The organism is Pseudomonas sp. CFSAN084952, from assembly GCF_009648855.1.
Classification (GTDB): domain Bacteria; phylum Pseudomonadota; class Gammaproteobacteria; order Pseudomonadales; family Pseudomonadaceae; genus Aquipseudomonas; species Aquipseudomonas paracarnis.
The window spans coordinates 402,422-426,567 of record NZ_CP045767.1 but is presented as its reverse complement, the minus strand read 5'-3'; the positions used below and the strand labels follow the sequence as shown (position 1 = coordinate 426,567).

The 24,146-nt window shown below is 60.6% G+C and carries 25 protein-coding genes; 7 read left to right on the top strand and 18 right to left on the bottom strand.

Annotated elements, in window-relative coordinates:
- Positions 1-58 precede the first annotated feature (58 nt).
- Entirely contained in the window at positions 59-931 is an 873-nt protein-coding gene (locus GH769_RS02020) for a LysR family transcriptional regulator (RefSeq protein WP_019817650.1), read from the bottom strand.
- Between the two features lie 104 nt (positions 932-1,035).
- Between GH769_RS02020 and GH769_RS02015 the strand changes: the two genes are divergently transcribed.
- Positions 1,036-2,547 (top strand): MFS transporter, encoded by a 1,512-nt coding sequence (locus GH769_RS02015; protein WP_014717057.1) that lies wholly within the window; start codon positions 1,036-1,038, stop codon positions 2,545-2,547.
- A gap of 57 nt (positions 2,548-2,604) precedes the next feature.
- Here the strand turns inward: GH769_RS02015 and GH769_RS02010 are convergent, their stop codons facing one another.
- Positions 2,605-3,015: an HPF/RaiA family ribosome-associated protein gene (locus GH769_RS02010; protein WP_003188815.1), complete on the bottom strand. Its 411-nt coding sequence runs from the start codon at positions 3,013-3,015 to the stop codon at positions 2,605-2,607.
- Between the two features lie 213 nt (positions 3,016-3,228).
- Complete coding sequence (locus GH769_RS02005; protein ID WP_014717056.1) at positions 3,229-4,176, bottom strand: LysR substrate-binding domain-containing protein; 948 nt, start codon at positions 4,174-4,176, stop codon at positions 3,229-3,231.
- Positions 4,177-4,313: 137 nt separating this feature from the next.
- Between GH769_RS02005 and GH769_RS02000 the strand changes: the two genes are divergently transcribed.
- The 3 genes from GH769_RS02000 (at position 4,314) to GH769_RS01990 (ending at position 7,624) form a co-directional block, all read left to right on the top strand.
- A complete protein-coding gene (locus tag GH769_RS02000) occupies positions 4,314-5,690 on the top strand; it encodes an L-serine ammonia-lyase (RefSeq protein WP_019817648.1) in 1,377 nt (458 codons plus the stop codon).
- A gap of 61 nt (positions 5,691-5,751) precedes the next feature.
- A complete protein-coding gene (locus GH769_RS01995; RefSeq protein WP_014717054.1) occupies positions 5,752-7,041 on the top strand; it encodes a serine/threonine transporter in 1,290 nt (429 codons plus the stop codon).
- A gap of 265 nt (positions 7,042-7,306) precedes the next feature.
- The gene (locus GH769_RS01990; RefSeq protein WP_032893434.1) at positions 7,307-7,624 is read left to right on the top strand and encodes a DUF3509 domain-containing protein; all 318 of its coding nucleotides are present in this window, start codon (positions 7,307-7,309) and stop codon (positions 7,622-7,624) included.
- Here the strand turns inward: GH769_RS01990 and GH769_RS01985 are convergent.
- The 4 genes from GH769_RS01985 to GH769_RS01970 form a co-directional block, all read right to left on the bottom strand.
- Entirely contained in the window at positions 7,621-8,109 is a 489-nt protein-coding gene (locus tag GH769_RS01985) for a phosphate-starvation-inducible protein PsiE (protein WP_014717052.1), read from the bottom strand. The two genes, GH769_RS01990 and GH769_RS01985, sit on opposite strands and share 4 nt — an antisense overlap.
- 169 nt (positions 8,110-8,278) lie before the next feature.
- On the bottom strand, positions 8,279-8,548 hold the full coding sequence (locus tag GH769_RS01980; protein ID WP_014717051.1) for a type II toxin-antitoxin system RelE/ParE family toxin: 270 nt from the start codon (positions 8,546-8,548) through the stop codon (positions 8,279-8,281).
- Complete coding sequence (locus GH769_RS01975) at positions 8,538-8,726, bottom strand: hypothetical protein (RefSeq protein ID WP_014717050.1); 189 nt, start codon at positions 8,724-8,726, stop codon at positions 8,538-8,540. The genes GH769_RS01980 and GH769_RS01975 overlap by 11 nt, the downstream gene beginning before the upstream one ends.
- Positions 8,727-8,877: 151 nt before the next feature.
- Positions 8,878-9,123 carry a DUF6124 family protein gene (locus GH769_RS01970; RefSeq protein WP_014717049.1) on the bottom strand — a complete coding sequence of 82 codons (246 nt, stop codon included), beginning with the start codon at positions 9,121-9,123 and terminating at the stop codon, positions 8,878-8,880.
- Between the two features lie 420 nt (positions 9,124-9,543).
- Between GH769_RS01970 and GH769_RS01965 the strand changes: the two genes are divergently transcribed.
- Positions 9,544-9,804: a YebG family protein gene (locus GH769_RS01965; protein WP_003188807.1), complete on the top strand. Its 261-nt coding sequence runs from the start codon at positions 9,544-9,546 to the stop codon at positions 9,802-9,804.
- A gap of 55 nt (positions 9,805-9,859) precedes the next feature.
- On the opposite strand, the gene GH769_RS01960 is transcribed toward GH769_RS01965, so the two are convergent.
- Complete coding sequence (locus tag GH769_RS01960) at positions 9,860-10,879, bottom strand: Glu/Leu/Phe/Val dehydrogenase dimerization domain-containing protein (protein ID WP_014717048.1); 1,020 nt, start codon at positions 10,877-10,879, stop codon at positions 9,860-9,862.
- Between the two features lie 187 nt (positions 10,880-11,066).
- On the opposite strand from GH769_RS01960, the gene GH769_RS01955 reads away from it, so the two are divergent.
- The gene (locus GH769_RS01955) at positions 11,067-11,870 is read left to right on the top strand and encodes a SirB1 family protein (RefSeq protein WP_020301219.1); all 804 of its coding nucleotides are present in this window, start codon (positions 11,067-11,069) and stop codon (positions 11,868-11,870) included.
- On the opposite strand, the gene GH769_RS01950 is transcribed toward GH769_RS01955, so the two are convergent.
- The 4 genes from GH769_RS01950 to hmgA form a co-directional block, all read right to left on the bottom strand.
- Positions 11,856-13,187 (bottom strand): aromatic acid/H+ symport family MFS transporter, encoded by a 1,332-nt coding sequence (locus tag GH769_RS01950; protein WP_032903324.1) that lies wholly within the window; start codon positions 13,185-13,187, stop codon positions 11,856-11,858. The two genes, GH769_RS01955 and GH769_RS01950, sit on opposite strands and share 15 nt — an antisense overlap.
- A gap of 253 nt (positions 13,188-13,440) precedes the next feature.
- On the bottom strand, positions 13,441-14,076 hold the full coding sequence (maiA, locus tag GH769_RS01945; protein ID WP_032903326.1) for a maleylacetoacetate isomerase: 636 nt from the start codon (positions 14,074-14,076) through the stop codon (positions 13,441-13,443).
- Between the two features lie 12 nt (positions 14,077-14,088).
- Positions 14,089-15,375 carry a fumarylacetoacetase gene (fahA, locus tag GH769_RS01940; protein WP_019817645.1) on the bottom strand — a complete coding sequence of 429 codons (1,287 nt, stop codon included), beginning with the start codon at positions 15,373-15,375 and terminating at the stop codon, positions 14,089-14,091.
- A 3-nt stretch (positions 15,376-15,378) separates the two neighbouring features.
- Positions 15,379-16,662: a homogentisate 1,2-dioxygenase gene (gene hmgA / locus GH769_RS01935; RefSeq protein WP_020301221.1), complete on the bottom strand. Its 1,284-nt coding sequence runs from the start codon at positions 16,660-16,662 to the stop codon at positions 15,379-15,381.
- A 120-nt stretch (positions 16,663-16,782) separates the two neighbouring features.
- On the opposite strand from hmgA, the gene GH769_RS01930 reads away from it, so the two are divergent.
- On the top strand, positions 16,783-17,562 hold the full coding sequence (locus GH769_RS01930) for an IclR family transcriptional regulator (protein WP_014717042.1): 780 nt from the start codon (positions 16,783-16,785) through the stop codon (positions 17,560-17,562).
- Position 17,563: 1 nt separating this feature from the next.
- Here GH769_RS01930 and dacB read toward each other — a convergent pair whose 3' ends face one another.
- The 6 genes from dacB to GH769_RS01900 form a co-directional block, all read right to left on the bottom strand.
- A complete protein-coding gene (gene dacB, locus GH769_RS01925) occupies positions 17,564-19,021 on the bottom strand; it encodes a D-alanyl-D-alanine carboxypeptidase/D-alanyl-D-alanine-endopeptidase (protein WP_032903328.1) in 1,458 nt (485 codons plus the stop codon).
- A 169-nt stretch (positions 19,022-19,190) separates the two neighbouring features.
- Positions 19,191-21,605, bottom strand: coding sequence for a TonB-dependent receptor (locus tag GH769_RS01920; protein ID WP_060766573.1), 2,415 nt, complete (start codon positions 21,603-21,605; stop codon positions 19,191-19,193).
- Between the two features lie 127 nt (positions 21,606-21,732).
- Positions 21,733-22,014, bottom strand: coding sequence for a GIY-YIG nuclease family protein (locus GH769_RS01915; protein WP_014717039.1), 282 nt, complete (start codon positions 22,012-22,014; stop codon positions 21,733-21,735).
- 37 nt (positions 22,015-22,051) lie between these two features.
- Entirely contained in the window at positions 22,052-22,522 is a 471-nt protein-coding gene (locus GH769_RS01910; protein WP_020301224.1) for a nuclear transport factor 2 family protein, read from the bottom strand.
- Positions 22,523-22,621: 99 nt separating this feature from the next.
- Positions 22,622-23,266: a DUF1120 domain-containing protein gene (locus tag GH769_RS01905; protein ID WP_014717037.1), complete on the bottom strand. Its 645-nt coding sequence runs from the start codon at positions 23,264-23,266 to the stop codon at positions 22,622-22,624.
- Positions 23,267-23,498: 232 nt separating this feature from the next.
- Complete coding sequence (locus GH769_RS01900; protein ID WP_014717036.1) at positions 23,499-24,134, bottom strand: response regulator transcription factor; 636 nt, start codon at positions 24,132-24,134, stop codon at positions 23,499-23,501.
- Positions 24,135-24,146 lie beyond the last annotated feature (12 nt).

The window sequence follows — 24,146 nt, the reverse complement described above, 5'->3', positions numbered from 1 at the left end:
TCTGCAGACTGCAACACCTCCCACAGTTGATTGTCGGTGTGTTTAGGATTGAATGGGGCTAGCTACCCGCCAGGCAACTCGGGGTGGCGGCCACCAACGCGTCAATGGCACACCGCGTCTTGGCCGGCATATGCGCCGCCGTCGGCCAGATCACATGGATCGGCGCAGGTTGCTCACGGTAGCTGGGCAGCACGGCCTGCAACTGCCCGCGCAGCGCATAGTGGGCAATCAACCAACTCGGCAACCAGGCCAGGCCCACGCCCGCGATAGCGGCATCGGCTACCGCCTGGAGGTCGTCCACGATCAAGGGCGAAGCCAGGCGCGAGCGCTGCGCGGTGTTGCTGCGGTAGGCAATGCCACGATGAGCGGCCAGGTCTTCGATACTGCCAATAGCACCCTTGCGCTGCAAATACGCCGGTGACGCCGCCAGCCCCATGGCCTGCTGACCCAAGCGGCGGGCACTCAGGCGATCGGTGTCCGGCAACGGGCCGATGCGCACGGCCATATCGAAGCCTTCCTGCACCAAGTCGATCATGCGGTCGGAAAAACAAATGTCGATTTCCAGTTCCGGATAACGATCCAGCAAAGCCCATAACGCCGGCGCGGCATAGTGATGACCAAACGCCAGGGGCACGCTCACTCGCAAACGCCCGCGGGGTTGCTGACGGCCGCTTTCCAGCACGGACTCGGCGGCCTCCAGCTCTGCCAATGCGCGCAGGCAATGCTCGTAGTACGCCTGCCCGTCCTCGGTCAACCGCTGGCGCCGGGTGGAACGCTGTAACAGGCAAGTGCCCAGGCGTGCTTCCAGGCGCGCCAGGCCCTTGCCCACCGCAGAACGCGTGAGGTTCAGGCGTTCGGCGGCTTCGGTGAGGTTGCCGCTTTCAACAATCTGCAGAAAGAGTTCGACACCATCAAAACGTGGGGTAGCCATGCTTAATTGTCGCCTTGTATTCCCTTGTCTAAGGAAAAGTTATCGCCAATAAAGAACCTTATTCCCGAGAGAATAGCCCCTCCCGCTTTCGAAAGGAATGTCGTATGTCCCGCGCCGCCGCACTCTCGGCCCTCACTCCCCCGCGCACCGCCAGGAACGGCCTGGCCCTCACCGCCGTCTGCCTGGTGGCCCTGATGTTCGGCCTGGAAATCTCCAGCGTGCCGGTCATCCTGCCGACGCTGGAACAGGAACTGGGCACGGGCTTTCAAGACGCCCAATGGATCATGAATGCCTACACCCTGGCCTGCACCAGCGTGCTGATGGCGGCGGGGACCCTGGCGGATCGCTTCGGTCGTCGGCGTGTGCTGGTGGTGTGTCTGTGGGTATTCGCCCTGGCCTCACTGGCCTGTGGCTTGGCCAACGATGCGCCGACACTGATCGCGGCGCGGTTCGTCCAGGGCATTGGGGCCGGGGCCATGATGATTTGCCAGTTCGCGATCTTGTCCCATCAGTTCCGCGAACCGGCAACGCGTGCGCGGGCCTTTGCGATATGGGGCGTGATCGCTGGCGTGGGCCTGGGTTTCGGACCGATGGTGGGAGCCTTGATCCTGGCCGTGGCGGACTGGCGCTGGGTGTTCCTGGTGCATGTACCGCTGACCCTGTTCACCTTGGCGTTGTTGCACATCAGCGTGCAGGAATCCCGCGACCCGGCCAACCATCGCCTCGACATCGCCGGCATGCTGACCATGACACTCACGGTGTTTGCGCTGGTTTATTTCATCACCCAGGGCAGCGAAATCGGCTTTGGCGCGCCGGCGATGCTCGGCTGGGCCGGCCTGGCGGTCTTCGGGCTGCTGCTGTTTATCTTGATTGAGCGGCGCAGCGCCCATCCGATGTTCGACTTCTCGGTGTTCCGCATCCAACGCTTCAATGGCGCGTTGATGGGCTCGATCGGCATGAACTTCAGCTTCTGGCCGTTCATGATTTACCTGCCGTTGTACTTCCAGGCAGGCCTGGGTTACGACACGCTGACCACCGGCGCCGCCTTGCTCGCCTACACCTTGCCGACTTTGCTGGTGCCGCCGCTGGCCGAACGCCTGGCCCTGCGCTTTGGCGCCGAACGCATCATTCCCCTGGGCCTGGGGACAATGGGCGCAGGGTTCATGGGGATGGCCGCCGTTAATTACGCCGGACAACCCAGCACCGCGCTGGTGCTGCTCAGTTGCGTGATCGCCGGTATCGGGCTGGCGTTGACCAATTCGCCGACCACCAACACCACCACCGGCTCCGTCTCGAATGACCGCGCAGGCATGGCCTCGGGCATCGACTTCAGCGCACGGCTGATCACCCTCGCGCTCAATATCGCGCTGATGGGCCTGGTGCTGTTATTGGGGATCAGCCACAACCTGGCCCACGTGCTGCCTGACAGCACAACACTGGAGTGGACAAGACTCAGCCAGCATATTGCCGCCGGCAAGCTGGATGCGCCGGGGCTGACCGTTCAGGATGCGCAAACAGCGCTGCGCAGCGGCGCCGGCTGGGCCATGTTGTTTGCGGGGTTGGGCGCCTGCGGGCTGGCGATGCTGAGCCGGCATTTCTTCCGGCGTGAGCGCTGAACGAAAAACGGGCCTGCATGTGCAGGCCCGTTTTCAGTGGGGGGAATAAAAAAACAATCAGCCGTTAATAGCAGCGTTTTCGTTTTCCAGGAATTCCTCTTCCAAAGCGTCTTCGTTCACTTTGTTGATTGGCTGGTTTTTACCGGCAGCGCGCGGCTTGCCTTGCAGTTTGCCAAACAGATGTTCCAGTGCGTGGTCGAGCTTGACTGCGGCGCCATCGATCGCTTGCTCCAGCGTATCGGCTTTATGGCACACGGAAACTGGTTGATGGCCCTTTGGCCGTGCTTCCAGACGGCAACTCAAATCGTGAGGGCCGGGCTTGTCGCCGTTCTCGTCTCGCAGGTAGACCTCTACACGGGTCAGGTCTTCTTCGTAGCGTTCGAGCGTGCTCTCAATGGTAGTACGTACCCACTCCTCCAGTCGGATGCTGCTTTCAATATGGTTATCGCTATTGACTTGGATTTGCATAGTTCTTCCCTTATTTCAGCTAGCTCGCCAGAGGTCACAAACTGCAACACCGGGGTGGTGAAACCATGACCTCTTGATTACACAATTGAGCACCTGCTGAAACATTTCAACCCCTTTGCAAAGATAAATCCCACATTACAAATTAACCCTGACGACGAGCAAAAACGCTGGTAGGGTGGGGAGTTAGTTACAACTTCTTACGTCCTGTTTTCCTCACAATTGCTCCTCTCCCAACGGGTGCAAGCTGCGAAAAATCCCCGCTTCCTCCACCAGCCAATCATGCACCGCACGCACGCCCGGATGGTTCAACGCGCCCGGCGCATACAGCAGTACATAGCGTTTATGGTTGGGCACGGCCAGGCCGAACGGCACGATCAGGGTGCCGCGCTCCAGCTCATCGTTCAGCAAGGTGCGCCGCGCAATCGCTACGCCCATGCCGGCAATGGCGGCTTCGATGGTCAGGTGGTTGCGGTTGAAGGTGTGCCCGCGCCGTACGTCGGCACCGTGGTAGCCGATGGCATTGAGGTAAAACTCCCACTCGGCATATTCATAACTCCCACGCCAGGCCGTGATGTCGTGCAGCAGCGGGAAATGCGCCAAATCCGCCGGGCCATGCAAGGGCGGGCGGCCACGCAACAGGCTGGGGGCGCACACCGGGAATATCTGTTCATCCAACAGGGCTGTGGATAACAACCCAGGGTAGCTGCCGTCGTTCAGGTCGATGGCCAGGTCGAAGTCGCCTTCATGCAGGGCGATGCTGCTGTCTTCGGCGACCATGCGCAGTTGAATGTCCGGAAAACGCTGCTGAAAACGTGGCAGACGCGGGGTCAGCCACTTGCCCAGAAACGAGGGGATCGAACGCAGGCGCAAGGTGCCGCTGATCATCCCGGCGTCCAGGCGCTGCAGTTCGGCATCAATGCTGCCATAAGCCTCCCCCACCACGGCCGCCAGGCGCTGCCCCTCGGCGCTGAGTTCAACGCCTCGCGCACGCCGATGAAACAGTCGAAAGCCCAGGCGCTCCTCCAGTTGGCGAATTTGCTGGCTCACCGCTCCGGGCGTGATGTGCAGTTCTTCGGCGCAGCGGGTGAACGACAGATGCCGTGCGGCGCAGGAAAACACATGCAACCAGACATAGGTCTGGCCGTGGAGGGGGCGAGTCATAGCGTTTAGTCCTGCTAAAGGGTGTCTTAGGATAATTCGTTGGTCAGTGCCGAGCCAGAGGCTCAGTATCGCGCCAATTCCGCCTGCTCTACAAAACATGGCAGCGATTTCTACTCCATTGCTTGTAAGGCTTTAGCATGGCTATCAGTGTTTTCGATCTATTCAAGGTGGGCATCGGCCCTTCCAGTTCCCACACCGTCGGCCCGATGCGCGCTGCCGCAACGTTCGCCCAAGCCCTGACCGACCAGCATGTGCTCAGCCAAACCCGTCGCGTCGAAGTGCGCCTGTATGGCTCGCTGTCCGCCACCGGCGTCGGCCATGCCACCGACCGCGCCTGTGTCATGGGCTTGATGGGTGAATGGCCAGACCGCGTCGACCCCACCTCGATCAATGCGCGTATCCAGCAACTGCGCGAGTCCGGCCAATTGCTGCTGGCGGGCTCTCAGGCAATTGCTTTCAACTGGCACACCGACTTGCTGCTGCTGGACGAAAGCCTGCCGTACCACCCCAACGCCATGTCCTTGCACGCCTATGGCGACAGCGGCCTGCTGAGCGAACAAACCTATTACTCGGTGGGCGGTGGTTTCATCATCGAAGCCGCCGAAGCTGCATCAGGCATTGCGCCCACCAGCGATGTGCAATTGCCCTATGATTTTTCCAGTGCGGTGGAACTGCTGGCCTTGTGCAACAAGCACGGCCTGCGGGTATCCGAACTGATGATGGCCAACGAACGGGCGTGGCGCAGCGACGAAGAAATCCGCAGCGGCCTGCTGCATATCTGGTCGGTGATGCGCGAGTGCGTGGAACAGGGCCTGCGCGATGAAGGCATCCTGCCCGGTGGCCTGGATGTGCCCCGTCGCGCCGCGAAGCTGCACCGCAGCCTGTTGGAAATCGGCAAGCCCAACGTGATCACCTCGACCTTGTCGGCGATGGAATGGGTTAACCTGTTCGCCCTCGCCGTCAACGAAGAAAACGCCGCCGGCGGACGCATGGTCACCGCCCCGACCAATGGCGCGGCCGGAATTATCCCGGCAGTGCTGCATTACTACATGAAATTCAACGCCGACGCGTCTGACGACGACGTGGTCAATTTCTTCCTGGCCGCCGCTGCCGTCGGCATCCTCTGCAAGAAAAACGCTTCCATCTCCGGCGCCGAAGTCGGCTGCCAGGGCGAAGTGGGTTCGGCCTGTGCCATGGCCGCTGCCGGCCTGGCCGATATCCTCGGTGCCACCCCGGAGCAACTGGAAAACGCCGCCGAAATCGGCCTGGAACACAACCTCGGCCTGACCTGCGACCCGGTCGGTGGCCTGGTACAGGTGCCCTGCATCGAGCGCAATGCCATTGCGGCGGTCAAGGCGATCAACGCCACGCAGATGGCCCTGCGCGGCGACGGCAAACACTTCATCTCCCTCGACCGGGTCATCCGCACCATGCGCGATACCGGCGCCGATATGCATGACAAATACAAAGAAACTTCACGGGGCGGCCTGGCGGTCAGCTGGGTGGAGTGCTGATCGGAGCACTGCTACCCGCCCCAACGTGAGCCCGCGCAAAAATAATAACGAGGCAATACCGATGACTGATGTACGTACACCTGCTGCCGAAAATCCCGATGTCAGAGAAAGCACAGTAACCACCGGCTGGACCAAACACGACACCACCTGGATGCTCGGCCTCTATGGCACCGCCATCGGCGCGGGCACCCTGTTCCTGCCAATCAATGCCGGCGTCGGCGGCTTCTGGCCGCTGATCGTGCTGGCGCTGCTGGCATTTCCGATGACCTTCTTCGCCCACCGTGGGCTGACGCGCTTTGTGCTGTCGGGCAAATCCGGCGACATCACCGAAGTGGTCGAGGAACACTTTGGTGTCGGCGCCGGCAAGCTGATCACCCTGCTGTATTTCTTTGCGATCTTCCCGATCCTGCTGGTGTACAGCGTGGCGCTGACCAACACCCTCGGCAGTTTCATGGAGCACCAATTGCACATGGCGCCGCCGCCCCGGGCGATTCTGTCGCTGGTGCTGATCCTCGGCCTGATGGCCATCGTGCGTTGCGGCCAGGGCGTGATCGTCAAGGCCATGAGCGTGCTGGTGTACCCCTTCGTGGCCGCCTTGCTGCTGCTGGCGTTCAGCCTGATTCCCAACTGGAACGGCGCGTTCTTCGCCTCCGCCAGCGAAGGCATGCCGTTGCCGCTGTTCTTCAAGACGTTGTGGCTGGCGATCCCGGTAATGGTGTTCTCGTTCAACCATTCGCCGATCATCTCCGCCTTTGCCGTGGACCAGAAACGCGTCTATGGCGCCCAGGCCGAGCGCAAAAGCAGCGGCATCCTGGCCACCGCCCACGGCATGATGGTGCTGACCGTGATGTTCTTCTGCTTCAGCTGCGTGCTGGCGCTGTCACCGGCTGACCTGGCCGCTGCCAAGGCGCAGAACATTTCGATCCTGTCGTACCTCGCCAACCACTTCCAGACGCCGGTAATCGCCTACGCCGCACCGTTGATCGCGCTGGTGGCGATCACCAAATCCTTCCTGGGCCACTACATTGGTGCCAGCGAAGGCTTCCAAGGCTTGATCGTCAAATCCCTGCGCGGGCGCAACCGTTCGATGTCGGCGAAATGGCTGGAACGCTGCACCGCGTTGTTCATGGTGCTGACGTGCTGGGCCGTGGCCACCTTCAACCCGAGCATCCTGGGCATGATCGAAACCATGGGCGGGCCGATCATCGCGTGCCTGCTGTTCCTGATGCCGATGTACGCGATCCGCCGAGTGCCATCTTTGCGCCAGTATTCAGGTCAGGTATCGAATGTATTTGTGGTGGTCATCGGCCTGATTGCGCTGTCTGCGATCGTTTTTTCCGTAATGCCCTGAATTAGCTCACGACATACATCCAATGTGGGAGCGGGCTTGCCCGCGATAGCGATCATTCAGCCAACTATTGATTGGCTGATACACCGCAATCGCGGGCAAGCCCGCTCCCACATTTGGATTTCTGTGCCGGGTAAATCGCTGTACGGCACGGCCTTTGCTGTAGAGCTTTTGAGGAAAACGGAATTTGGCCAGTGGTCAGGCAATGCGAACTAATCCCGACACCGGCCGTCAATGACTGCATGTTCTTATCAGGCGGTAACGCACCATGGACAATCCTTTTCAGATCATCACCGACACGTTCAGCCCCCAATACCGCGTCAACCTGAGCATTCAACGGCTGGACGGCAGCATCATGCTCACCCTCTCGAACGAGACCGGCGTAGTGGCCAAGCGCATGATCAGCGCCGAACAACGCAACGACCCGCAACGCCTCAAGCGCCTGGTGCAAAGCATCCAGTTCGGCATCGCCATCGAACAAGGCCACAGCGCCGTGCAAATCCTGGAGCTGATGACGGACGGCGACAGCCACAAACTCCTGCAGCGACCGCCCGCCCGTACCCTGCCCTTCAGCGTCGGGCTTTAAAGCTCGCCCTTCTCGGTCTCCAGGCTCGCCTCGCCCTTGCGACGCGGGCTTTCGACCTTCACCGAAGGGAAGGCCGACGACGCGTAGCGCACCACCAGGATCGCAAACGCCAACAGCAGAATCCCGCCGCACAGGTAGATGATGCCCAGATCCGGCGGGTTGTGATGAGACACGTTGGAGATCAGCAAACGCGTGAGCGCGGTAATCGCCACGTAGATCAGGAAGCGCACCGGCATGTGGTTGGTCTTGAAGTAAATCCCGACCATGGCGCCCAATTCCAGGTAGATGAACAGCAGCAAGATGTCATCGATCTTGATGTGCCCGTTCTCCAGCATCCCCAGAAATTCCATCACCGCCGCCCATGCGGTCACCGCACCAATGGCGAACAGCGCCAGGTAATGGAACGACTCGACGAACAGATTGCCCAGGGACTCGGCTAGCCCGTGCACTTGCTGGCGCAGCCTTTCGGCCCAGTTGATTTTCACGATGATGCTTCCTTAGGTCGATTCGACCGGATAATGCCGGTTGGACGTGACGGTTGTTCTGTATGCAGAAACAAGGCCAGAGGGCAGGCATGAGATGATGACTGGCTAGCATGAGGCACGCAGGAGGATGAGCAGAGTAGATCTTTTGCTCATCCGAAAAACGAAAACTTCAAGGATATCGCTGGCGTGCGTGTAAAACCGAGAGAATCCGAATATTGTCTGTCACTTTGTATACAACCAGATAATTCGGATGTACCACCATCTCTCGTGTTCCGCCGATTCTGCCGGGGCGGTAAAGATGGGGTCTGCGCGAGAGGGCAAGCACTGAAGCTTCGATTGATCGCTTAAGCTCAAGCGCTGCTACAGGATTACGATGACTGAGGTACTCAATAATTTGCCGGAGTTCTACCCGCGCTGCGGGCAGCCATTCAATCAGCATCGCCTTTCTTGAGTTTAGATTCGATCAGCGCTTGCATCTCGGCCATAACCTCGTCGTGAGGAATGCCAGGGCTTGGGTCATCAAGAGCGGCCTGCACTCTCGCGCGAAACCAGCGGTCGTAGCTGTCAGCCTGCTCTTCGATATCTGCTTGGATACCTGAGGAAAAGGAAGTGTCCATAAAAGCCTCCGTTGTTGATGTAAAAGGAGTCTAGTCGCTAGCGTTTTCGCTGTCGTGCTCCCGGCGATGAAGTGAGTAACAGAAAAAATCCGTGTTCACCAATCACTTTTTAGACCGTCCCCACAGGCGTGGGAACGATCAGATCATGGCATCAAGCTGGTGCAATTTGCTCCAGCGCTCGATCGACCAGCAGACCGCCCATTTCAATCAGTTGATGAATCGCCAGGACCAAGCTTCGCTGTGGACCATCAAGGTCGAATGCCAGGGTACTGGCCATCTCACGGGCGCTGTTCAAGGTTTCGCTGGCGTTTGCCAGCAAGGTTTCTGTATCAGCTTCAGGAGTGACACTGAAAAGCACTGACTCGGTAGACGGGGGGGTGGGTGTGTGTTTCTTCATCGACTAGTTCCTTAGTTAAGAAACCATCACCGTCTGCCGCCAAGCAGATTGGGTGACGGATTGCACAAGGTTGGCGGACCGGTAAGGAACAACCCGGCACCCCGAAGGGTCCATGCGCAACCCGCCATAAAAACAAGAGTGCCGTGTAAAAACCCAGCAATCTCATAGGGGGTCGTTGCGCTTCCTTGGTGGGCCGCCAAGCCCGCTCGCTGCAAATGCAGCGCCCGAAGAAGGTAAGCCACCGGACAATTCCAGCGCAACCCCGGCAAGTTGTCAGAAATTTCCGGTGTAGCAAACCCCAATTTCCCAACTACATTAAAAACCTACTACCCAAACCCCAGCGTTTGGCTTATCCTTTTCGCTGTATATAAATACAGTAGTCGCAAAAGACAACTATCGTGAAGGCATGTGAGGTGGTGAATGGCCGTCGAAGTGGTATACCGCAGCAGCCGAGATCTGGAGCGTTTGTTCATGGATAAAGCCGAAGCTGACCGTCATGACAAGATGCTTGAACTCGCTGAGTTGCTGGCAGAGGTGTTGCAAAAAGCCGTGCCGTCGTTGAGCGAGCAGCAGGTGGAGGAAGCCGGGATTTACATGGCGAAGAACCGTGATGTATTTGCCAAGGCGTTCAAGAGCCAACCGGACGCGCTGTCCGAGTTGCTGAACCCGGCAGCAGAGTAAAGCCCGAATTGAACAGGCCCTGAATCATGGATTCAGGGCCTTTTTAATGCCTGGCCTATTTGTACAGCAAGCGTTCGGCCAGTTCATCGGCCACCCGCGCGGGGGAGCGTTTTTCGGCTTGGGCGTGGGCAAAGATTTCGGTCAGGCGGCTGCCGATGTTCGACAGGTGTGCGGTGATGCCAGGCAGGTCGGTGCCGGCGTGTTTGAGGGCGACGTAGATCAGCCCGCCAGAGTTGATCACGTAGTCTGGCGCGTAGAGGATGCCGCGGCCTTCCAATTGGTCGGCGATGTCCAGGTTGGTCAGTTGTGCGCTGGCCGCACCCGCCACGGCGGCGCAACGCAACTGGCCGACGCTGTTACGGTTGAACACGGCGCCGACGCCGCACGGTGCGAGGATATCGCAGGGGGTGCTGAGCAAGGCGTCGTTGGCAATCGGGTGGGCGCCCAGTTGCTCCATGGCCAGTTGCACCTTGCCGTGGTCGATATCGCTGACCAGCAGTTCGGCACCGGCGGCGTGCAATTGTTCGGCCAGGGCATAACCGACATTCCCCAGGCCTTGCACCGCGACGCGCAGGCCCTCGAGGTTGTCGCTGCCCAGGCGCGCCATGGCGGTAGTGCGGATACCGGCAAACACCCCCATGGCAGCATGAGGGGCAGGGTCTCCGGCGGCGGTGGTGCTGGTGACAAAGCGAGTGTTCTGGGCGATGCAGTCCATGTCGGCAACCGAGGTACCGCTGTCGATCGAGGTGATGAAGCGGCCGTCGAGTTTTTCCACACAACGGCCAAACGCCTCGAACAGCGCCGCACGGCTTTCCACGTGCACGGGGCGGATGATCACCGCCGTGCCGCCGCCCACCGGCAGCCCGGCCAGTGCCGCTTTGTAGCTCATGCCTTGCGCCAGGCGCGCGGCATCGGCCACGGCGGTTTCATCATTAGGGTAAGCCAGGTAACGACAGCCACCCAACGCTGGGCCCAGGCGACTGTTGTGGATGGCGATGATCGCCTTCAAGCCGGTCACCGGATCAACGCTCAGGTGCAGCGATTCAAGGCGGGTGCTGTGCATGAGCGCAAACATCAATGAGCTCCCGAATCACTTCTGGTAGTGGGCCAAGTATAGGCTTGCGGCAGAAAACTGCTGGATTGCGCTGGAATAAGCCGCGCGTTTTCGTGGGATCTACGACATAAGAGTTTGGGATATCTCTCAAGATGCTGGACGAAAATTCGCAGCAAGGCTAAAACGGGGGCATACGCCGGAGAACTCAATGAATCCCCGCACAGCCTTTTTCGCCTGCCTGGACCGTTCACCCCCCGCGCTGTTTGAAGCCGCGTTGTGGATTGCTGCCGAGCATGACGCCAGCGTGCAGCCCGCGTTGATCCTGCACGACCTTGGTGCGCTACAACAACAGGTGAGCCTGGGCATGCCCTTGCTACCGGCGGATGAACTCGGCCAGCCGCTACTGCGGCGCATGAATGACCTGGGGTTTGCCCAGGATGACCATACGCCGTTGCGCCCCGCCGCCGCGCTGCTGGACAAAGTGCTGCAACGCAAACGCGGGCAACCCTTGGCCATGGGCCTGATCGCACTGGAGATGGCACGGCGCCTGGATATCCCCATGGTCGGCGTGAACTTCCCTGGGCACTTCCTGCTGCGGGTACCGGGAGCCGATCACCTGTTGGACCCTTGCGGCGGCCGGCGCCTGTACCCCAACGACTGTCGCGAGTTGCTGGCGCGCCAATATGGGTCGAAGCTGAAATTGCAGGCCGACCACCTGCTGACCGCCGAGCCACGGGCCATCCTGCAACGGCTGTCGCGCAACCTGCGCCAACTCTACCTTGCCAACGACGAACCGTTGGCCGCCCTGGTGGACGCCGAGCGCGTACTGGAACTGGGCAACGCCAGCGCCTCCGACTACCTGGCGCGGGCCAGCCTGTATCAACGCCTGGACTGCCCCAGCGCCGAACGCTTCGACCTGGAACACGCGCTGCTGCTCAGCGACGACCCGATCCAGCGCTTGCGCCTGACCGAGCGGCTGGGGCATCTGCCGCCCAACTCAGTGGTGCACTGACCCCACTGTAGGAGCCCGCACTTGAATAATCAGCAACGCTGCAATCACCGCCGGAATCGCGCAAAAAAAGAAAATCTGCTCGACCGGTATATGCATCGCCAACAACAGGCTGCCAAACAGTGGCCCTAGAATCGACCCGAATCGCCCCACACCCAACGCCCAGCCTGTGCCGGTGGCGCGCACGTGCGCCGGGTAGAAGTTGCTCGCGAAGGCATTGAGGGTCAGTTGCCCGCCGATGATGCAGAACCCGGCAGCGAACACGCAGGCCACCAGGTAGCGTGGGTTGTCATGGTTCAAGCCCAGCAGGACGGTGCACAACGCTGCCGCCGCCAGCACGCCGGACAGCAACCTTACTTTGCTTTTCAGGCGGTCGGCAAACCAGGCCATGAGAATGGCGCCCAAGGTGCCGGCGAACAGGAACATGGAGGTGACCAGGTTGGCTTCGTTCAACGCCAGGCCGCTTTCGAGCAATAGCGACGGCAACCAACTGATCATGAAATACAGCAGGATCAGGCTGACAAAAAAGGTCGCCCAGATCAGCAGCGTCGGGCGCGCGTAGCCGTTGCGAAACAGCTCCACCACCGTCAGTTTGCTGCCCTGCTCCTGCAAGTTTTCCGCTTCGGTCGCGGGCGGTGGTTGCCAGTCGGGCAGCATCCGCGCCGTGACTCTGCGCAAACGCAGATAGGGCGGCGCATCGCGCAACAGGCGCGGCAAGGATTCGGGCAACAGCCACACCAGAAACGGGAACAGCAGCAACGGCGTCACACCACCCGCCAGGAACACCGCCTGCCAGCCAAAGCTGTCGATAAACCCGGCCGCCACGAAGCCACCCGCCGCGCCGCCGAACGAAAAGCCGCACGCAGCCAGGGTCACCATCAAGGTACGCAGGCGTGGCGGCGAATATTCGGACATCAACGCCATGGCACTGGGCATCGCACCGCCCATGCCGATGCCGCAGATAAACCGCGCCGCCATCAACGTGGTCAGGGAGTTGGCAAACACCATCAACACCGTGAGGCTGGCGTAGATCAGCACACACGCCAGCAGAATGCGTCGCACACCAAACCGATCCGCCAGCGGCGTCACCAGCAGCGAACCCAGGGTGAGGCCCAGCAGGTTGGCACTGAACACGGGCCCGAACGCGGATTTTTCCAGGCCCCAGTCCTGAGCCAGCGCCGGCACTACATAGCCCAACACCTGGGCGTCGTAGCCATCGGTGACCAGTAGCAGTGCCAGCAGCAGGAGAATCAACCATTGGTAGCGCGACACCGGACGGGCGTCGAGTGCCGCACGAAAGCTGGCAATCTGATTGTGCATCGCAAGGTACCTTTATTTTTTATTAGGTTGGTGCGATCAAATGTGGGAGGGGTTTACCCCAATGCCAGTCAGTTAAGCGCGAATCCCCTGTGGGAGCGGGCTTGCCCGCGAAGGCGGTGTGACAGTCACCGCATCTGCCACTGCACTAACGCTTTCGCAGGCAAGCCAGCTCCCACATTTGATCTTCATGGCTGTGAGCATTGCGCTCGCTTAACTGAACGGCATTGGGGCTTCCCCCCCTCCCACAGGGGGCCTAGGGTGTGTCAGGCTGACTGGCGGGGTGGGCCTGCACGAAGGCCGGATGTTGGGCCGCCAATGCCGCCACCCGCCCAATGCGTGGGTACGCCGCCAAGGGCACCTTGAAACGCTCGGCCGCGTACAGCTGTGGAATTAGAAACGCATCGGCCAAGCCCGGCTGCTCGCCAAAGCAAAACCCGGTGTCGCCAATCAACTGCTCCACCGCGCCCAGGCCCTGGCTGATCCAGTGTCCGATCCACTCCAGCAATTGCGCCTCATCGTGCCCCCACTTGCGCAGCAAGTTCTGGGTACTGGAGTTATGCAACGGGTGGATATCACAGGCGATGATCGACGCCACCGCCCGCTCATGAGCGCGCGCTACCAGGTCTTTGGAGAGCAACGGCACCTGGGGATAACGCTCCTCCAGGTACTCAATGATCGCCTGTGACTGGATCAGCAACGCCCCTTCATCAGTACGCAATGCCGGCACGCGCCCTTGAGGGTTGATCGCCAGGTATTCAGGCTGGCGGTTGGCGCCGCCGGCCGGCACCAGCAGGTTGACCGGCAGCGCGGTGAAATCCAGGCCTTTGAGGGCCAGGGCAATACGTACTCGATACGACGCGGTAGAACGGTAGTAAGTGTAGAGTTCCATGGCCCTGCCCTCTCAGCGCGCCGCGACCACGGTACCGCGGCATTCGCCGAAGCCGATGGAGGCAAAACCCTCGCGGCTGCAACGGGCACGCAGAATGATTTCGTCGCCATCCTCGAGGAATTTGCGCACCTCGCCGGAAGCCAGCTCAATCGGCTTTTTACCGCCTTCGGTAATCTCCAACAGGCTGCCAAATTGCCCCGGCTGCGGGCCAGACAACGTGCCCGAACCAAACAGGTCGCCGGCCTGCAACTGGCAGCCATTGACGCTGTGGTGCGCCACCATTTGCGCCACGGTCCAGTACATATGCTCGGTGTTGCTCAGGGTCAGGCGATGGGCGGGCAGGTTTTGCTCACGCATCGAGGCCGTGGTGAGCAGCACTTCCAGTTCGATATCAAAGGCGCCCGCGTTCTGATCACGCTTATCCAACAGGTAAGGCAGCGGTTGCGGATCACCTTCAGGGCGCGGCGGCTGGGCTTTGCGGAAGGGCTCCAGGGCTTCGGCAGTCACCACCCACGGCGAGATGCTGGTGATAAAGCTTTTCGACAAGAACGGCCCCAGCGGCTGGTACTCCCAGGCCTGGATATCCCGCGCCGACCAGTCGTTGAGCAGGCAGAAACCGGCGATATGCTCGGCGGCATCGCCAATGGCAATCGCATCGCCCATGGCATTGCCCTGGCCGATCCAGATGCCCAGCTCCAACTCATAGTCCAGGCGCGCGCAGGGGCCAAAGGTCGGTTCGGACTGGCCGGCCGGCAGGGTCTGGCCTTTAGGGCGTCGCACCTCTGTACCCGAGGGACGAATGGTCGAGGCACGGCCATGGTAACCAATCGGCACGTATTTGTAGTTCGGCAACAGCGGGTTATCGGGGCGGAACAACTTGCCGACGTTTTGCGCGTGCTCGATGCCGACGTAGAAGTCGGTGTAGTCATTGATCTTGGCCGGCAGGTGCATCTGGCAATCGGCGGCACGGTGCAGCACGTGCGCTTCGCGGTTTTGCAGCTCGCTGCCTTCGGCCAGTAGTTCCAGCAGGCGCTCGCGCAGGGCAACGCGAGGGCCACGGCCCAGTTCGAAAAACGCGTTCAACTGCCCGCCCGCAGTGGCTTCGACGGCGCGTCGGGCTTCGCCCTCAAACGCGTCCAGTGCGGCATGCAGGTCGAGAATCGCATCGCCAATCGCCACGCCACTGCGCGGTGCCGAGCCGTTGATACTGAACACGCCCAGGGGCAGGTTTTGCAGGGGGAAATCCGCGTGGCCGTTGGCCGAGGATACCCAGCTGCGGGTCTGCGTTGGTTGAGTCATGGGTTATCTCCGGTTCGGGTTGAAGGTGGCGGGCAGCGCGGCCCAGCACGCGTCATACGCAGGTTGCAGTTGTGGGCACTCCAGGGCGAACTGGGTCGGGCGCAGCACTTGGCTGGTCTCGAACATGAACGCCATGGTGTTATCGATCTTGTGCGGCGCAAGGTCCGCGTTGATGGCCTTGGTGCAGGTCTCGCCATCCGGGCCGTGGGCGCTCATGCAACTGTGCAGCGATGCGCCGCCCGGCAGGAAGCCTTCGGCCTTGGCGTCGTAGGCGCCCTGGATCAGGCCCATGTATTCGTTCATCAGGTTGCGATGGAACCACGGCGGCCGGAAGGTGTTCTCGGCCACCATCCAGCGCGGCGGGAAGATCACGAAGTCGAGGTTGGCCAGGCCATGCACGCTGGTGGGCGAGGTCAGCACGGTGAAGATCGACGGGTCCGGATGATCGAAACTCACCGTGCCAATGGTGTTGAAGCGACGCAGGTCGTATTTGTACGGCACATTGTTGCCGTGCCAGGCGACCACGTTGAGCGGTGAATGGTCCAGCTCGCAGGCCCACAGTTCGCCGAGGAACTTCTGTACCAGCGTAGTCGGTTGCTTGAGGTCTTCGTAGCGGGCCACCGGCGTAAGAAAGTCGCGGGGGTTGGCCAGGCCGTTGCTGCCAATCGGCCCCAGGTCAGGCAGACGCAGCGGGGCGCCGTGGTTCTCGGCGACGTAACCGCGTGCTTGCGCATCCAGCAGCTCGATACGGAACTTGAGACCACGGGGCAGCACGACAATTTCCAGCGGCTCGACATCCAGCACGCCCAGTTCGGTGGCGATGCGCAGGCGGCCCTGCTCGGGGACGATCAGCAGTTCGCCGTCGGCATTGAAGAACACGCGCTCCATGGAGCGGTTGGCGCGGTAATTATAGATGCTGATGCCCGCTGGTTTTTCCGCCCCCGAATTGGCGACCATGCCCACTAGGCCGTCGATAAAGTCCGTCGGCTCACTCGGGATATCCAACGGGTTCCAACGCAAGCGATTCGGCGTGACCGCGCCCAACGGGCCACCGGCCAATTGCCGCGCAAGCTTGACGAATGCCGGGTGGTTGGCCGACGGCTGGATGCGGTACAGCCAGGTGCGACGGGCTTCGCTGCGGGCCATGGTGAAGGCGGTGCCGGAAAACAGTTCGGTGTAGAGGCCGTAAGGGGCTTTCTGCGGCGAGTTCTGGCCAACCGGCAGCGCGCCGGGCAAGGCTTCGCTGGCGAATTCATTGCCGAAGCCCGACAGGTATTCGAGGTTCATGGATCGTCCTCTGAGGGTCAGTTGTATTTATCGTAATCCAGTTACGCATAACGTAATTTGATCACTATCGACCGTCAAGCTATAAAGACGCCCATTCATCTCTCGGATTCTCGCCCTTCCATGGAAAAGCCTCGCGACACCGGTAAACAGAAAGTCCGCTCGGCGGAAGTCGGCACCGATATCCTCAAGGCCCTGGCCGAACTGTCCCCGGCCACCTCGTTGTCACGCCTGGCCGAACATGTGCAGATGCCGGCGAGCAAGGTGCACCGCTATTTGCAGGCCCTGATCGCGTCGGGTTTTGCCGAACAGAACGCAGCCACCAACCATTACGGCCTGGGCCGGGAGGCATTGCGAGTGGGGCTGGCGGCGCTGGGCAGCATGGATGTGTTGAAAGTCGGCGCCATGCCCCTGGCAGAGCTGCGCGATGAATTGAATGAAACCTGCTTTCTGGCGGTGTGGGGCAACCAGGGCGCGACCGTGGTGCAGATCGAGCCGGCAGTGCGCGCCGTTACCGTGGTGACGCAACTGGGCTCAGTGTTGCCGCTGCTCAGCTCTTCCACCGGGCTGGTGTTCAGCGCTTATCTGCCGTCACGGGAAACTGTAGAACTGCGCGAACGCGAGGTTCAGGCCGGCACCGCCCACAGCTTGGCGGACGATCAGGCCTATGCCAGCGTGTGCGAGCAAATCCGCCGCCGTGGCCTGCACTTTGTGCATGGCTTGCTGATGCCCGGCGTGGATGCATTGTCGGCGCCGGTGTTCAATGCGGTCGGGCACGTGGCGGCGGTGATGACCGTGGTCGGCCCAACCTCGCTGTTCCATGCCGATGAAGATGGCCCGGCGGCGCAGCACTTACTGGCGGCGACCCGGGCCGTGAGTTGGCGCATGGGCTATCAGCCCTGAATCACTCGTCGCTGCGCGCCAGCGCCACTGCCACGTGATCCTCGAGCGCCTTGACCTGGGCGCCGGCCACCACGTAGTTGTTGGTCAGCAGCGAAAACACCAGCTTGCGCCCGCCGGCGTCGGTGATGTAACCACTCAATGACGACACGCCGCCCATGGAGCCGGTCTTGGCGTGCAGGTTGTTTTGCGCCTGCGTGTCGCGCAGACGATAGCGCAGGCTGCCGCCGGTCATGCGGTCGGTGTTGCCGGCAATCGGCAGCGCGTTGTACCAGGCGTCGAACCACGGCTGTTTGCTGGCGGCCAGCAACAGGTCGGTGAGGGTTTGCGACGACACCAGGTTGCGCCGTGACAGGCCGGAGCCGTCGACCTGGTTGAACGTGGCGGTGTCCAGCCCCTGACGCTTGAGGAACCCGGCCACCGCCACGGCGCCCGCTGCTGCCGTGCCGCTATTGGCGGTGTGGTGCCCCATGGCCTTGAGCAAGGCTTCGGACATGTTGTTGTTCGAAAGCTTGAGCAACGGCGTGATCAAATCCTGTAACGGCGCCGATTGGTGCTCGGCCAGCACCGTTACCGCCGTCGGGCTTGCCCCGCCCATCACCCGACGCCCCAGTACGGTGATGCCCTGTTGCGCCAAGGCTTGTTCAAACAGATTCGCGACCAGTTGCGTTGGCTCCCAGACGCTGACCAATTGCTGGCTCTGCTTTCCCGGCGCCACTGCGCCACTGAGTTGCAACAGGTTGGTGCCATGGCGACGGTTGATCCCATAACTGTTGCCCGGACCGCTCATGGCACGGTTGCTCAGTTGCAGGTAATCAGTAGGCGGGAAAATATCGACACTCACCGGGGTGCCGGCCCGTAACGGCGCCTTGGCCGTGACCAGCACACTGCCTGCATCAAAGTCCGCATTGGGTGCCACAGTCAGCGCCGAAATCTGCGCGCCGTAGTAGGTGGTTTCATCGTCATGGGACCAATCCACCCCCAATCGCTCAGCATCGAACCAGGTGTCGTCGAACACCAGATCGCCCTGTACCTGGCGTACGCCCTGGCTGGCCAACTGCGCGGCCAGCGCCTGGTAGTCGGCAAACTGAATGCTCGGGTCGCCCAGGCCACGCAGGTAGAGGTTGCCGGTCAGGCGGTCGCCCTGGCGTATGCCGTTGCTCAGCAGTTGGGTGGCGAAGCGGTATTGCGGCCCCAGCACATCCATGGCCGCCGCCGTGGTCAACAACTTGAGGTTGGACGCGGGCACCAACCGGGTGCGTGGGTTGTGCTGATACAGCGTGGAGCCCGTGCGGGCGTCACGTACCATCAGCGAGACCGTAGCACCTTGCAGCGCCGGATCGCTCAGCAGTTTATCCAGGGTTGCCGGCGTGGAAGTTTGGGAGACGCTGGCGCAGCCGCCCAGTAAAAAACTCAAACCGACCAGCAGGGTGCCGGTGCGTAACCATTTTCCAAAGTACATCAGTCGCGTTTTCCATAAGCATGCAATGGCGGCAACGCTAACAGCTCGCTATCAATGTGGCGACCGCTTTCCTGTGGGAGCTGGCTTGCCTGCGATGTAGACAACTCGGTGTATCAGGCAAACCCGGTCGATGCCATCGCAGGCAAGCCAGCTCCCACAGATAAATGAATCAGAAGGTCAAGGTGCTGGACACCGACACCTGCCGCGCATCGCCCATGGACACAAACTGCGTATTCACCGAGGACGTGTAGTAGGTACGGTCGAACAGGTTTTTCACGTTGAGCTGGAACTTGACCTTCTGCCCCTCAAGCTTGGTGTCGTAGCTGGCGAACACATCAGCCACGGTGTAGCTGGGCAGTTCGAAACTGTTGGCTGCGTCCCCTGCCCGCTCGCCGACATAACGCGCCCCGGCGCCGACGCGCAGTTGATCACCGCCCAGGATGCTGCCGAAGTCATACACCGCCGACAACGAGCCGGTGCTTTTTGCCACATTCTGCAGGCGATTGCCTTTGAGCTTGGGGTCTTCGGTGACCTCGGCATCGGTGTAGGCATAGCTGCCGATCAGGCTCCACTTATCCGTCAGCTGGCCGCTGGCATCCAGCTCCAGGCCGCGAGAGCGCACCTTGCCGGCCACGCTGTACTCCGAGGTCAGGCCCTCGCCCACCTGCACCAACACGTTGCGTTTATCGATGGTGAACAGCGCCGCACTGGCAGTGATGCGCCCCGGCAGGTCGAACTTGGTACCCAACTCCCAGGCCTTGGATTCTTCCGGCTGCAAACTGCCGTTCAACACGGTTTTATTGGCCAGTGGCGCGATGGTGGAGTTGGGCTTGAACGACTCGGTATAGCTGCCATAAAACGACAGTTCATCGCTATAGCGATACACCAGCCCAGCCCGCGGCACCCACTTCTGGCCATTGCCGTCGGTGTTGGCGGTGAACGGCACGCCTTTGCCGGCGTATTGGTCGTACATCTGGTAACGCGCACCGCCGACCAGAATCCATTGCTCGTTGAGGTGGATGGCATCCTGGAAGAACAACGAATCGCTGCGCAGCAGATCGGTCTGGTTGCTGTCCGGCGCGCTGACTTTGGAACCGGCGACTTCGTTGCCGTACACCGGGTTGTTGTAATCGAAGCTGCCTCGCGGTGCCTGGCGGATCAGGTCGGCGCGGTAGATCTTGCGGTATTCATCGTCCAGGCCAAATACCAGATCGTGCTGCATACCCGCAACATCGACCTTGCCTTCGAGGCTGGCGGTGGCGAAGCGGTCGGTGGTCAGTGCGCCCTGAGTGCCGTCCATGCTGCGGGTCAGGGTGCCGTTGGGGTTGACCTTGACCACGCGCACCTGGCTGGCGTCGTAGGTTTCGCGGTTCCAGCTGTAGCCGAAGTGGGCTTTCCAGTCGTCGTTGAGATCATGATCGACAGTCAAGCGGTACAGATCGGAGCGGCCTTCCATGTTGTTGAAAGGCTCATCCAGACGGCGGGTGGCGGGGATGTTCAACGGATGGTTGGTCTTGGGATCGATGGCGGTGCCACGGTCAAACGGCGCGAGAAATTCGCGATGCTCATAGGCTAGCACCACTTGGGTGGTGTCGCCGTACCAGGCCAGGGACGGCGCCACCAGGGTCTCGCGGTGGGTGCCGTAGTTGCGCCAGTAGTCTTCGTCTTCATGGTCGACGATCAGGCGATAGGCCAAGCCACTGTCACCGAAGGGGCCGGTGGTATCGAGGTTGCCGCCGCTGCCATTCTTGCCGCTGCCGAAGGTAGAGCCGCGCGCTGTCAGGGAGGTGGACTGCACCCGTTCAGGCTTTTTGCTGACGATATTGACCACACCGCCCGGGTCCTGGATGCCATACAACAGCGATGACGGGCCCTTGAGCACTTCGACACGCTCGGCGGTAGCGTTCAACGCCCGGCCCTGCACCACTGGCATACCGTCCTTCATGATCGAGCCATTACGGTTGTCGCCGAAGCCGCGCAACATCACCGCATCCTGAGTGCTGCCCAGGGTATTGGACTGAGTGATGCCGCTGATATTGCCCAGCGCATCATCCAGGTTGCGCGGTTGTTGGTCGCGCAGCACTTGAGCCGGGACTACGTTGACGGTCTGCGGGGCTTCCAGCAGCAACCCATGGGAGCGCATCACCGAACTGGTCGGCGGCGGTTGGTAGCTGGTGCTGTCCTGAGCGAGGTTGGTGCCGCTGATGGTAGTAGCGCCGAGGTTGACCGCGCCATCGGTAGGCACCGGCTCCAGCGCCAGGGTTCGGGCGTCGATCTGGCGGAAGGTGAAGCCGGACTGGCTCAACAGACGTTGCAGCGCCTGGCTTGCAGTCATCGGCCCGCTGACCGCCGGGGCATTGAGGCCGTAGGGCGCTTCATCGGTGTAGATCACGCTGATACCGGTGATCCGGCTGAACTCGCTCAGCGCCTGAGGCAATGGCTTGGCCGCCAGGGCAAACTTGAATTGAGTGCTTTGCTGCTCCTGCGCCTGGGCAATGCCAAGCGGCAACAACGCCAGCCCCGATACCGCTAATGCCGAGGCTCCCAGCCACTGTTTGATCCAACCGCCCGCCGTCGACTTCATGCTGTGAGAATCCGTGTAAAAAACGCTGTTAATGCGAATTGATCGCAGTTTCAAGCATTACACGGATGGGCCGAGGGTTTACCTCACCTTTTTTATGCAAATAACTTTTTTAGCCGCCCTCGCGTACTCAGGAGGCGTTGGTGGGGGAGCCACTTGCCGCCAGGCACTCCTTGGCGCTCTTTTTCAACTTCTTGATCAAGCGTTCCTGACGCAACGCTTCGCCTTTGCTCGCGCATTGCTCGGTGTACACCAGCGCCACCGCAGGGCTGGAGAGGAAAAAACGCGCCCCCTTACCGCTCTGGTGCTTGGCAAACCGGCGCAAAGGGTCGTTGCTGATGCCGCAATACAACGAACCATTGGCGGCGCGCACCAGATAGACAAACCAGGGTTTTGGTTCAGGAGTATTCACAAGTTGATTCGGTTAACGCAAGGGAGCGCCCAGTCTATCAACGCCCGCTCTGAAATACCTTCAGGCCTTTATTGGCCTGCGCGCGCACGGCGTTTTTCACCAGCGGCGTCCACCCCAGCAACAGGCCCTTGGCACCCAAGGCCTGGCGCGACCAACGCCACAGGTCAAAATGGTCGTGATGCTCGCAGATCTTGCCGTCGCGAAACACGAACCGCGCCTGGATATCGTTGACCACCGTATTGCCCGTCGCACTGAACAGATACGTCGCCACCCAGTGGGCACTGCCACCCGTGTCATCGCTGCGCACTTGATCGAATACCAGGGAAAAGTCCTTGGCTCGCGTGGTGAGCATGCGCCACATGTCGCCGGCATCCCGACCGCGCAATTCGCCAAATGCCGGGTCGCTGAACAGCACATCGTCGGTGTAGCAGGCCGCCATGGCTTCGGCATCCAGCCGCTGGAAAGCGCTATAGAACTGGGTGATCAGGGCGTTGTGGGCATCACTCATGGGCAGGTTCCGCACAATGAACAGGGGGCTGAACAATAGTCCGCGTTACAGCAGAAAGCTATGGCTTTACCCGTAAGGAATGCGTGATGCCCCACAGCGTTAAAGGTAGACGACGTCGAGCGTAGCGCTACCGTCTATGTAAACTTCCTCGGCAATCGGCAAATCCCTCTTGCCCGTCAGGGTCGTGGCAACGCCCACTTGCGCACTGAATCTGGTCATTGGAAAAGGCGCACTACTGCTGTCGTGGGCGGTACGCATCCAGCCTGGCTGCCACGTCGAACGGTCGGGTGCATTCACCCAGGTATTACCAGTCGGGGACTCGATTAAACCAACAGGGTTATCGTCGGCGGTAGCGTTAGACGTTGACAGTTCGTACCAACCGATTTTCTTCCCGGCGCTGGTCAGGCCCAGACCAAAACGTGAAAGGTCTTGCGGCTGAGTTGGATACGTGGGAATTGCAGTGCCCGGGCGATTATCCGTGCTCTTGACGGCCATCAGCACCGGCGCATCACAGGCCACCTCGAGCTGCAGCGTGGCCTTTGGAAGTACTTTATAGCCAAACTCCGGGAAGTCCTGAATCGAGATTTTGCCATGGTCCACTACCCCATCACCGGACAATGTGGGTGTACAGGCGGAGGGCGTGATCACACCGACGACACTGAGGTCCACACTGGAGGCGGCCATTGCATTGGAAACACCGGCCAGCACAAACGCGGCGGTAATAAGTACACGAGAGGGATGCATATAAGCGCTCACTTGCGGTCGTTCAACTACACAGGACAAAAGGCACCTGCACGTGCGCCATCAACCTGCATGTTCGACTCATCTAATAGACTAGGGATTTGGGGACGGCCATCGCACATATTGCAAAGGCACCGTGGCTACTTTAGAGACCGCCTCTTTCAAACCCCATACAACTAATACGAATTGAAAAAAACACCGGTTAGTTTCAGCCTCGTCATAAAACTGTAACTTTCTAAGGCACCATTCCCGCATCTCGGGCGTAAGCAAACAAGTCAACGTCGGTAGAAATACTCAACCGTTGCATGGCGGTGCTTTTCTGCTTGCTGATAGTTGAAATACTGCGATTGACCTGTGCTGCGATCTGGCTGACGGTCATGCCGCTGGCCAGCATCCGCACCACCTCGCGTTCCTTGCCCGACAACTGCGGCTCTTGGGATTGATCGCCCGTTCCCGCCTCAACCAGTTGCACTCGCAGGCATTCGCTGGCAAAGGTCTGCCCGGCGCACACCGCCTTTATGGCCAGGGGCAACTCCCTGGCCGAAGCGCTTTTGGCGACAACCGCCTTGGCACCATGAGCGAAAGACGCGCGCAAGGTGGCGACGTTGGCGAACATGGTCACCAGAATCACCGGCAACTTCGGATACTGGCGATGCAGCAGCCCCAACAAACCATAACCGTCAGCGTGCTGGCCGCCCGGCATGGCGAAGTCCGTGACGAGCACATCGCACGGGGTGGTGCTCAATACCCCAAGCAACTGATCAGGACCGTCGGCCTCACCCACCACTTTGCACTTGCCATTCGCCTCAATCACGACTTTCTGCCCGACTCGGACAATAGGATGATCGTCAGCAATAATTACTCGAAGCATAGATACCCACGC

Excerpts from the sequence above, each read along its gene's own strand:
- GH769_RS01955 (WP_020301219.1), top strand. The coding sequence starts at position 11,067 with ATGAATCCCCGCACAGCCTTTTTCGCCTGCCTGGACCGTTCACCCCCC.
- GH769_RS02005 (WP_014717056.1), bottom strand. The coding sequence starts at position 4,176 with ATGACTCGCCCCCTCCACGGCCAGACCTATGTCTGGTTGCATGTGTTT.
- GH769_RS01930 (WP_014717042.1), top strand. The coding sequence starts at position 16,783 with ATGGAAAAGCCTCGCGACACCGGTAAACAGAAAGTCCGCTCGGCGGAA.
- GH769_RS02020 (WP_019817650.1), bottom strand. The coding sequence starts at position 931 with ATGGCTACCCCACGTTTTGATGGTGTCGAACTCTTTCTGCAGATTGTT.
- GH769_RS01990 (WP_032893434.1), top strand. The coding sequence starts at position 7,307 with ATGGACAATCCTTTTCAGATCATCACCGACACGTTCAGCCCCCAATAC.
- hmgA (WP_020301221.1), bottom strand. The coding sequence starts at position 16,662 with ATGAACCTCGAATACCTGTCGGGCTTCGGCAATGAATTCGCCAGCGAA.
- GH769_RS01980 (WP_014717051.1), bottom strand. The coding sequence starts at position 8,548 with ATGCTGATTGAATGGCTGCCCGCAGCGCGGGTAGAACTCCGGCAAATT.
- GH769_RS02000 (WP_019817648.1), top strand. The coding sequence starts at position 4,314 with ATGGCTATCAGTGTTTTCGATCTATTCAAGGTGGGCATCGGCCCTTCC.
- GH769_RS01920 (WP_060766573.1), bottom strand. The coding sequence starts at position 21,605 with ATGAAGTCGACGGCGGGCGGTTGGATCAAACAGTGGCTGGGAGCCTCG.
- fahA (WP_019817645.1), bottom strand. The coding sequence starts at position 15,375 with ATGACTCAACCAACGCAGACCCGCAGCTGGGTATCCTCGGCCAACGGC.
- GH769_RS01950 (WP_032903324.1), bottom strand. The coding sequence starts at position 13,187 with ATGCACAATCAGATTGCCAGCTTTCGTGCGGCACTCGACGCCCGTCCG.
- dacB (WP_032903328.1), bottom strand. The coding sequence starts at position 19,021 with ATGTACTTTGGAAAATGGTTACGCACCGGCACCCTGCTGGTCGGTTTG.
- GH769_RS02010 (WP_003188815.1), bottom strand. The coding sequence starts at position 3,015 with ATGCAAATCCAAGTCAATAGCGATAACCATATTGAAAGCAGCATCCGA.
- GH769_RS01995 (WP_014717054.1), top strand. The coding sequence starts at position 5,752 with ATGACTGATGTACGTACACCTGCTGCCGAAAATCCCGATGTCAGAGAA.
- GH769_RS01970 (WP_014717049.1), bottom strand. The coding sequence starts at position 9,123 with ATGAAGAAACACACACCCACCCCCCCGTCTACCGAGTCAGTGCTTTTC.
- maiA (WP_032903326.1), bottom strand. The coding sequence starts at position 14,076 with ATGGAACTCTACACTTACTACCGTTCTACCGCGTCGTATCGAGTACGT.
- GH769_RS01975 (WP_014717050.1), bottom strand. The coding sequence starts at position 8,726 with ATGGACACTTCCTTTTCCTCAGGTATCCAAGCAGATATCGAAGAGCAG.
- GH769_RS01900 (WP_014717036.1), bottom strand. The coding sequence starts at position 24,134 with ATGCTTCGAGTAATTATTGCTGACGATCATCCTATTGTCCGAGTCGGG.
- GH769_RS01960 (WP_014717048.1), bottom strand. The coding sequence starts at position 10,879 with ATGTTTGCGCTCATGCACAGCACCCGCCTTGAATCGCTGCACCTGAGC.
- GH769_RS01910 (WP_020301224.1), bottom strand. The coding sequence starts at position 22,522 with ATGAGTGATGCCCACAACGCCCTGATCACCCAGTTCTATAGCGCTTTC.
- GH769_RS02015 (WP_014717057.1), top strand. The coding sequence starts at position 1,036 with ATGTCCCGCGCCGCCGCACTCTCGGCCCTCACTCCCCCGCGCACCGCC.
- GH769_RS01905 (WP_014717037.1), bottom strand. The coding sequence starts at position 23,266 with ATGCATCCCTCTCGTGTACTTATTACCGCCGCGTTTGTGCTGGCCGGT.
- GH769_RS01965 (WP_003188807.1), top strand. The coding sequence starts at position 9,544 with ATGGCCGTCGAAGTGGTATACCGCAGCAGCCGAGATCTGGAGCGTTTG.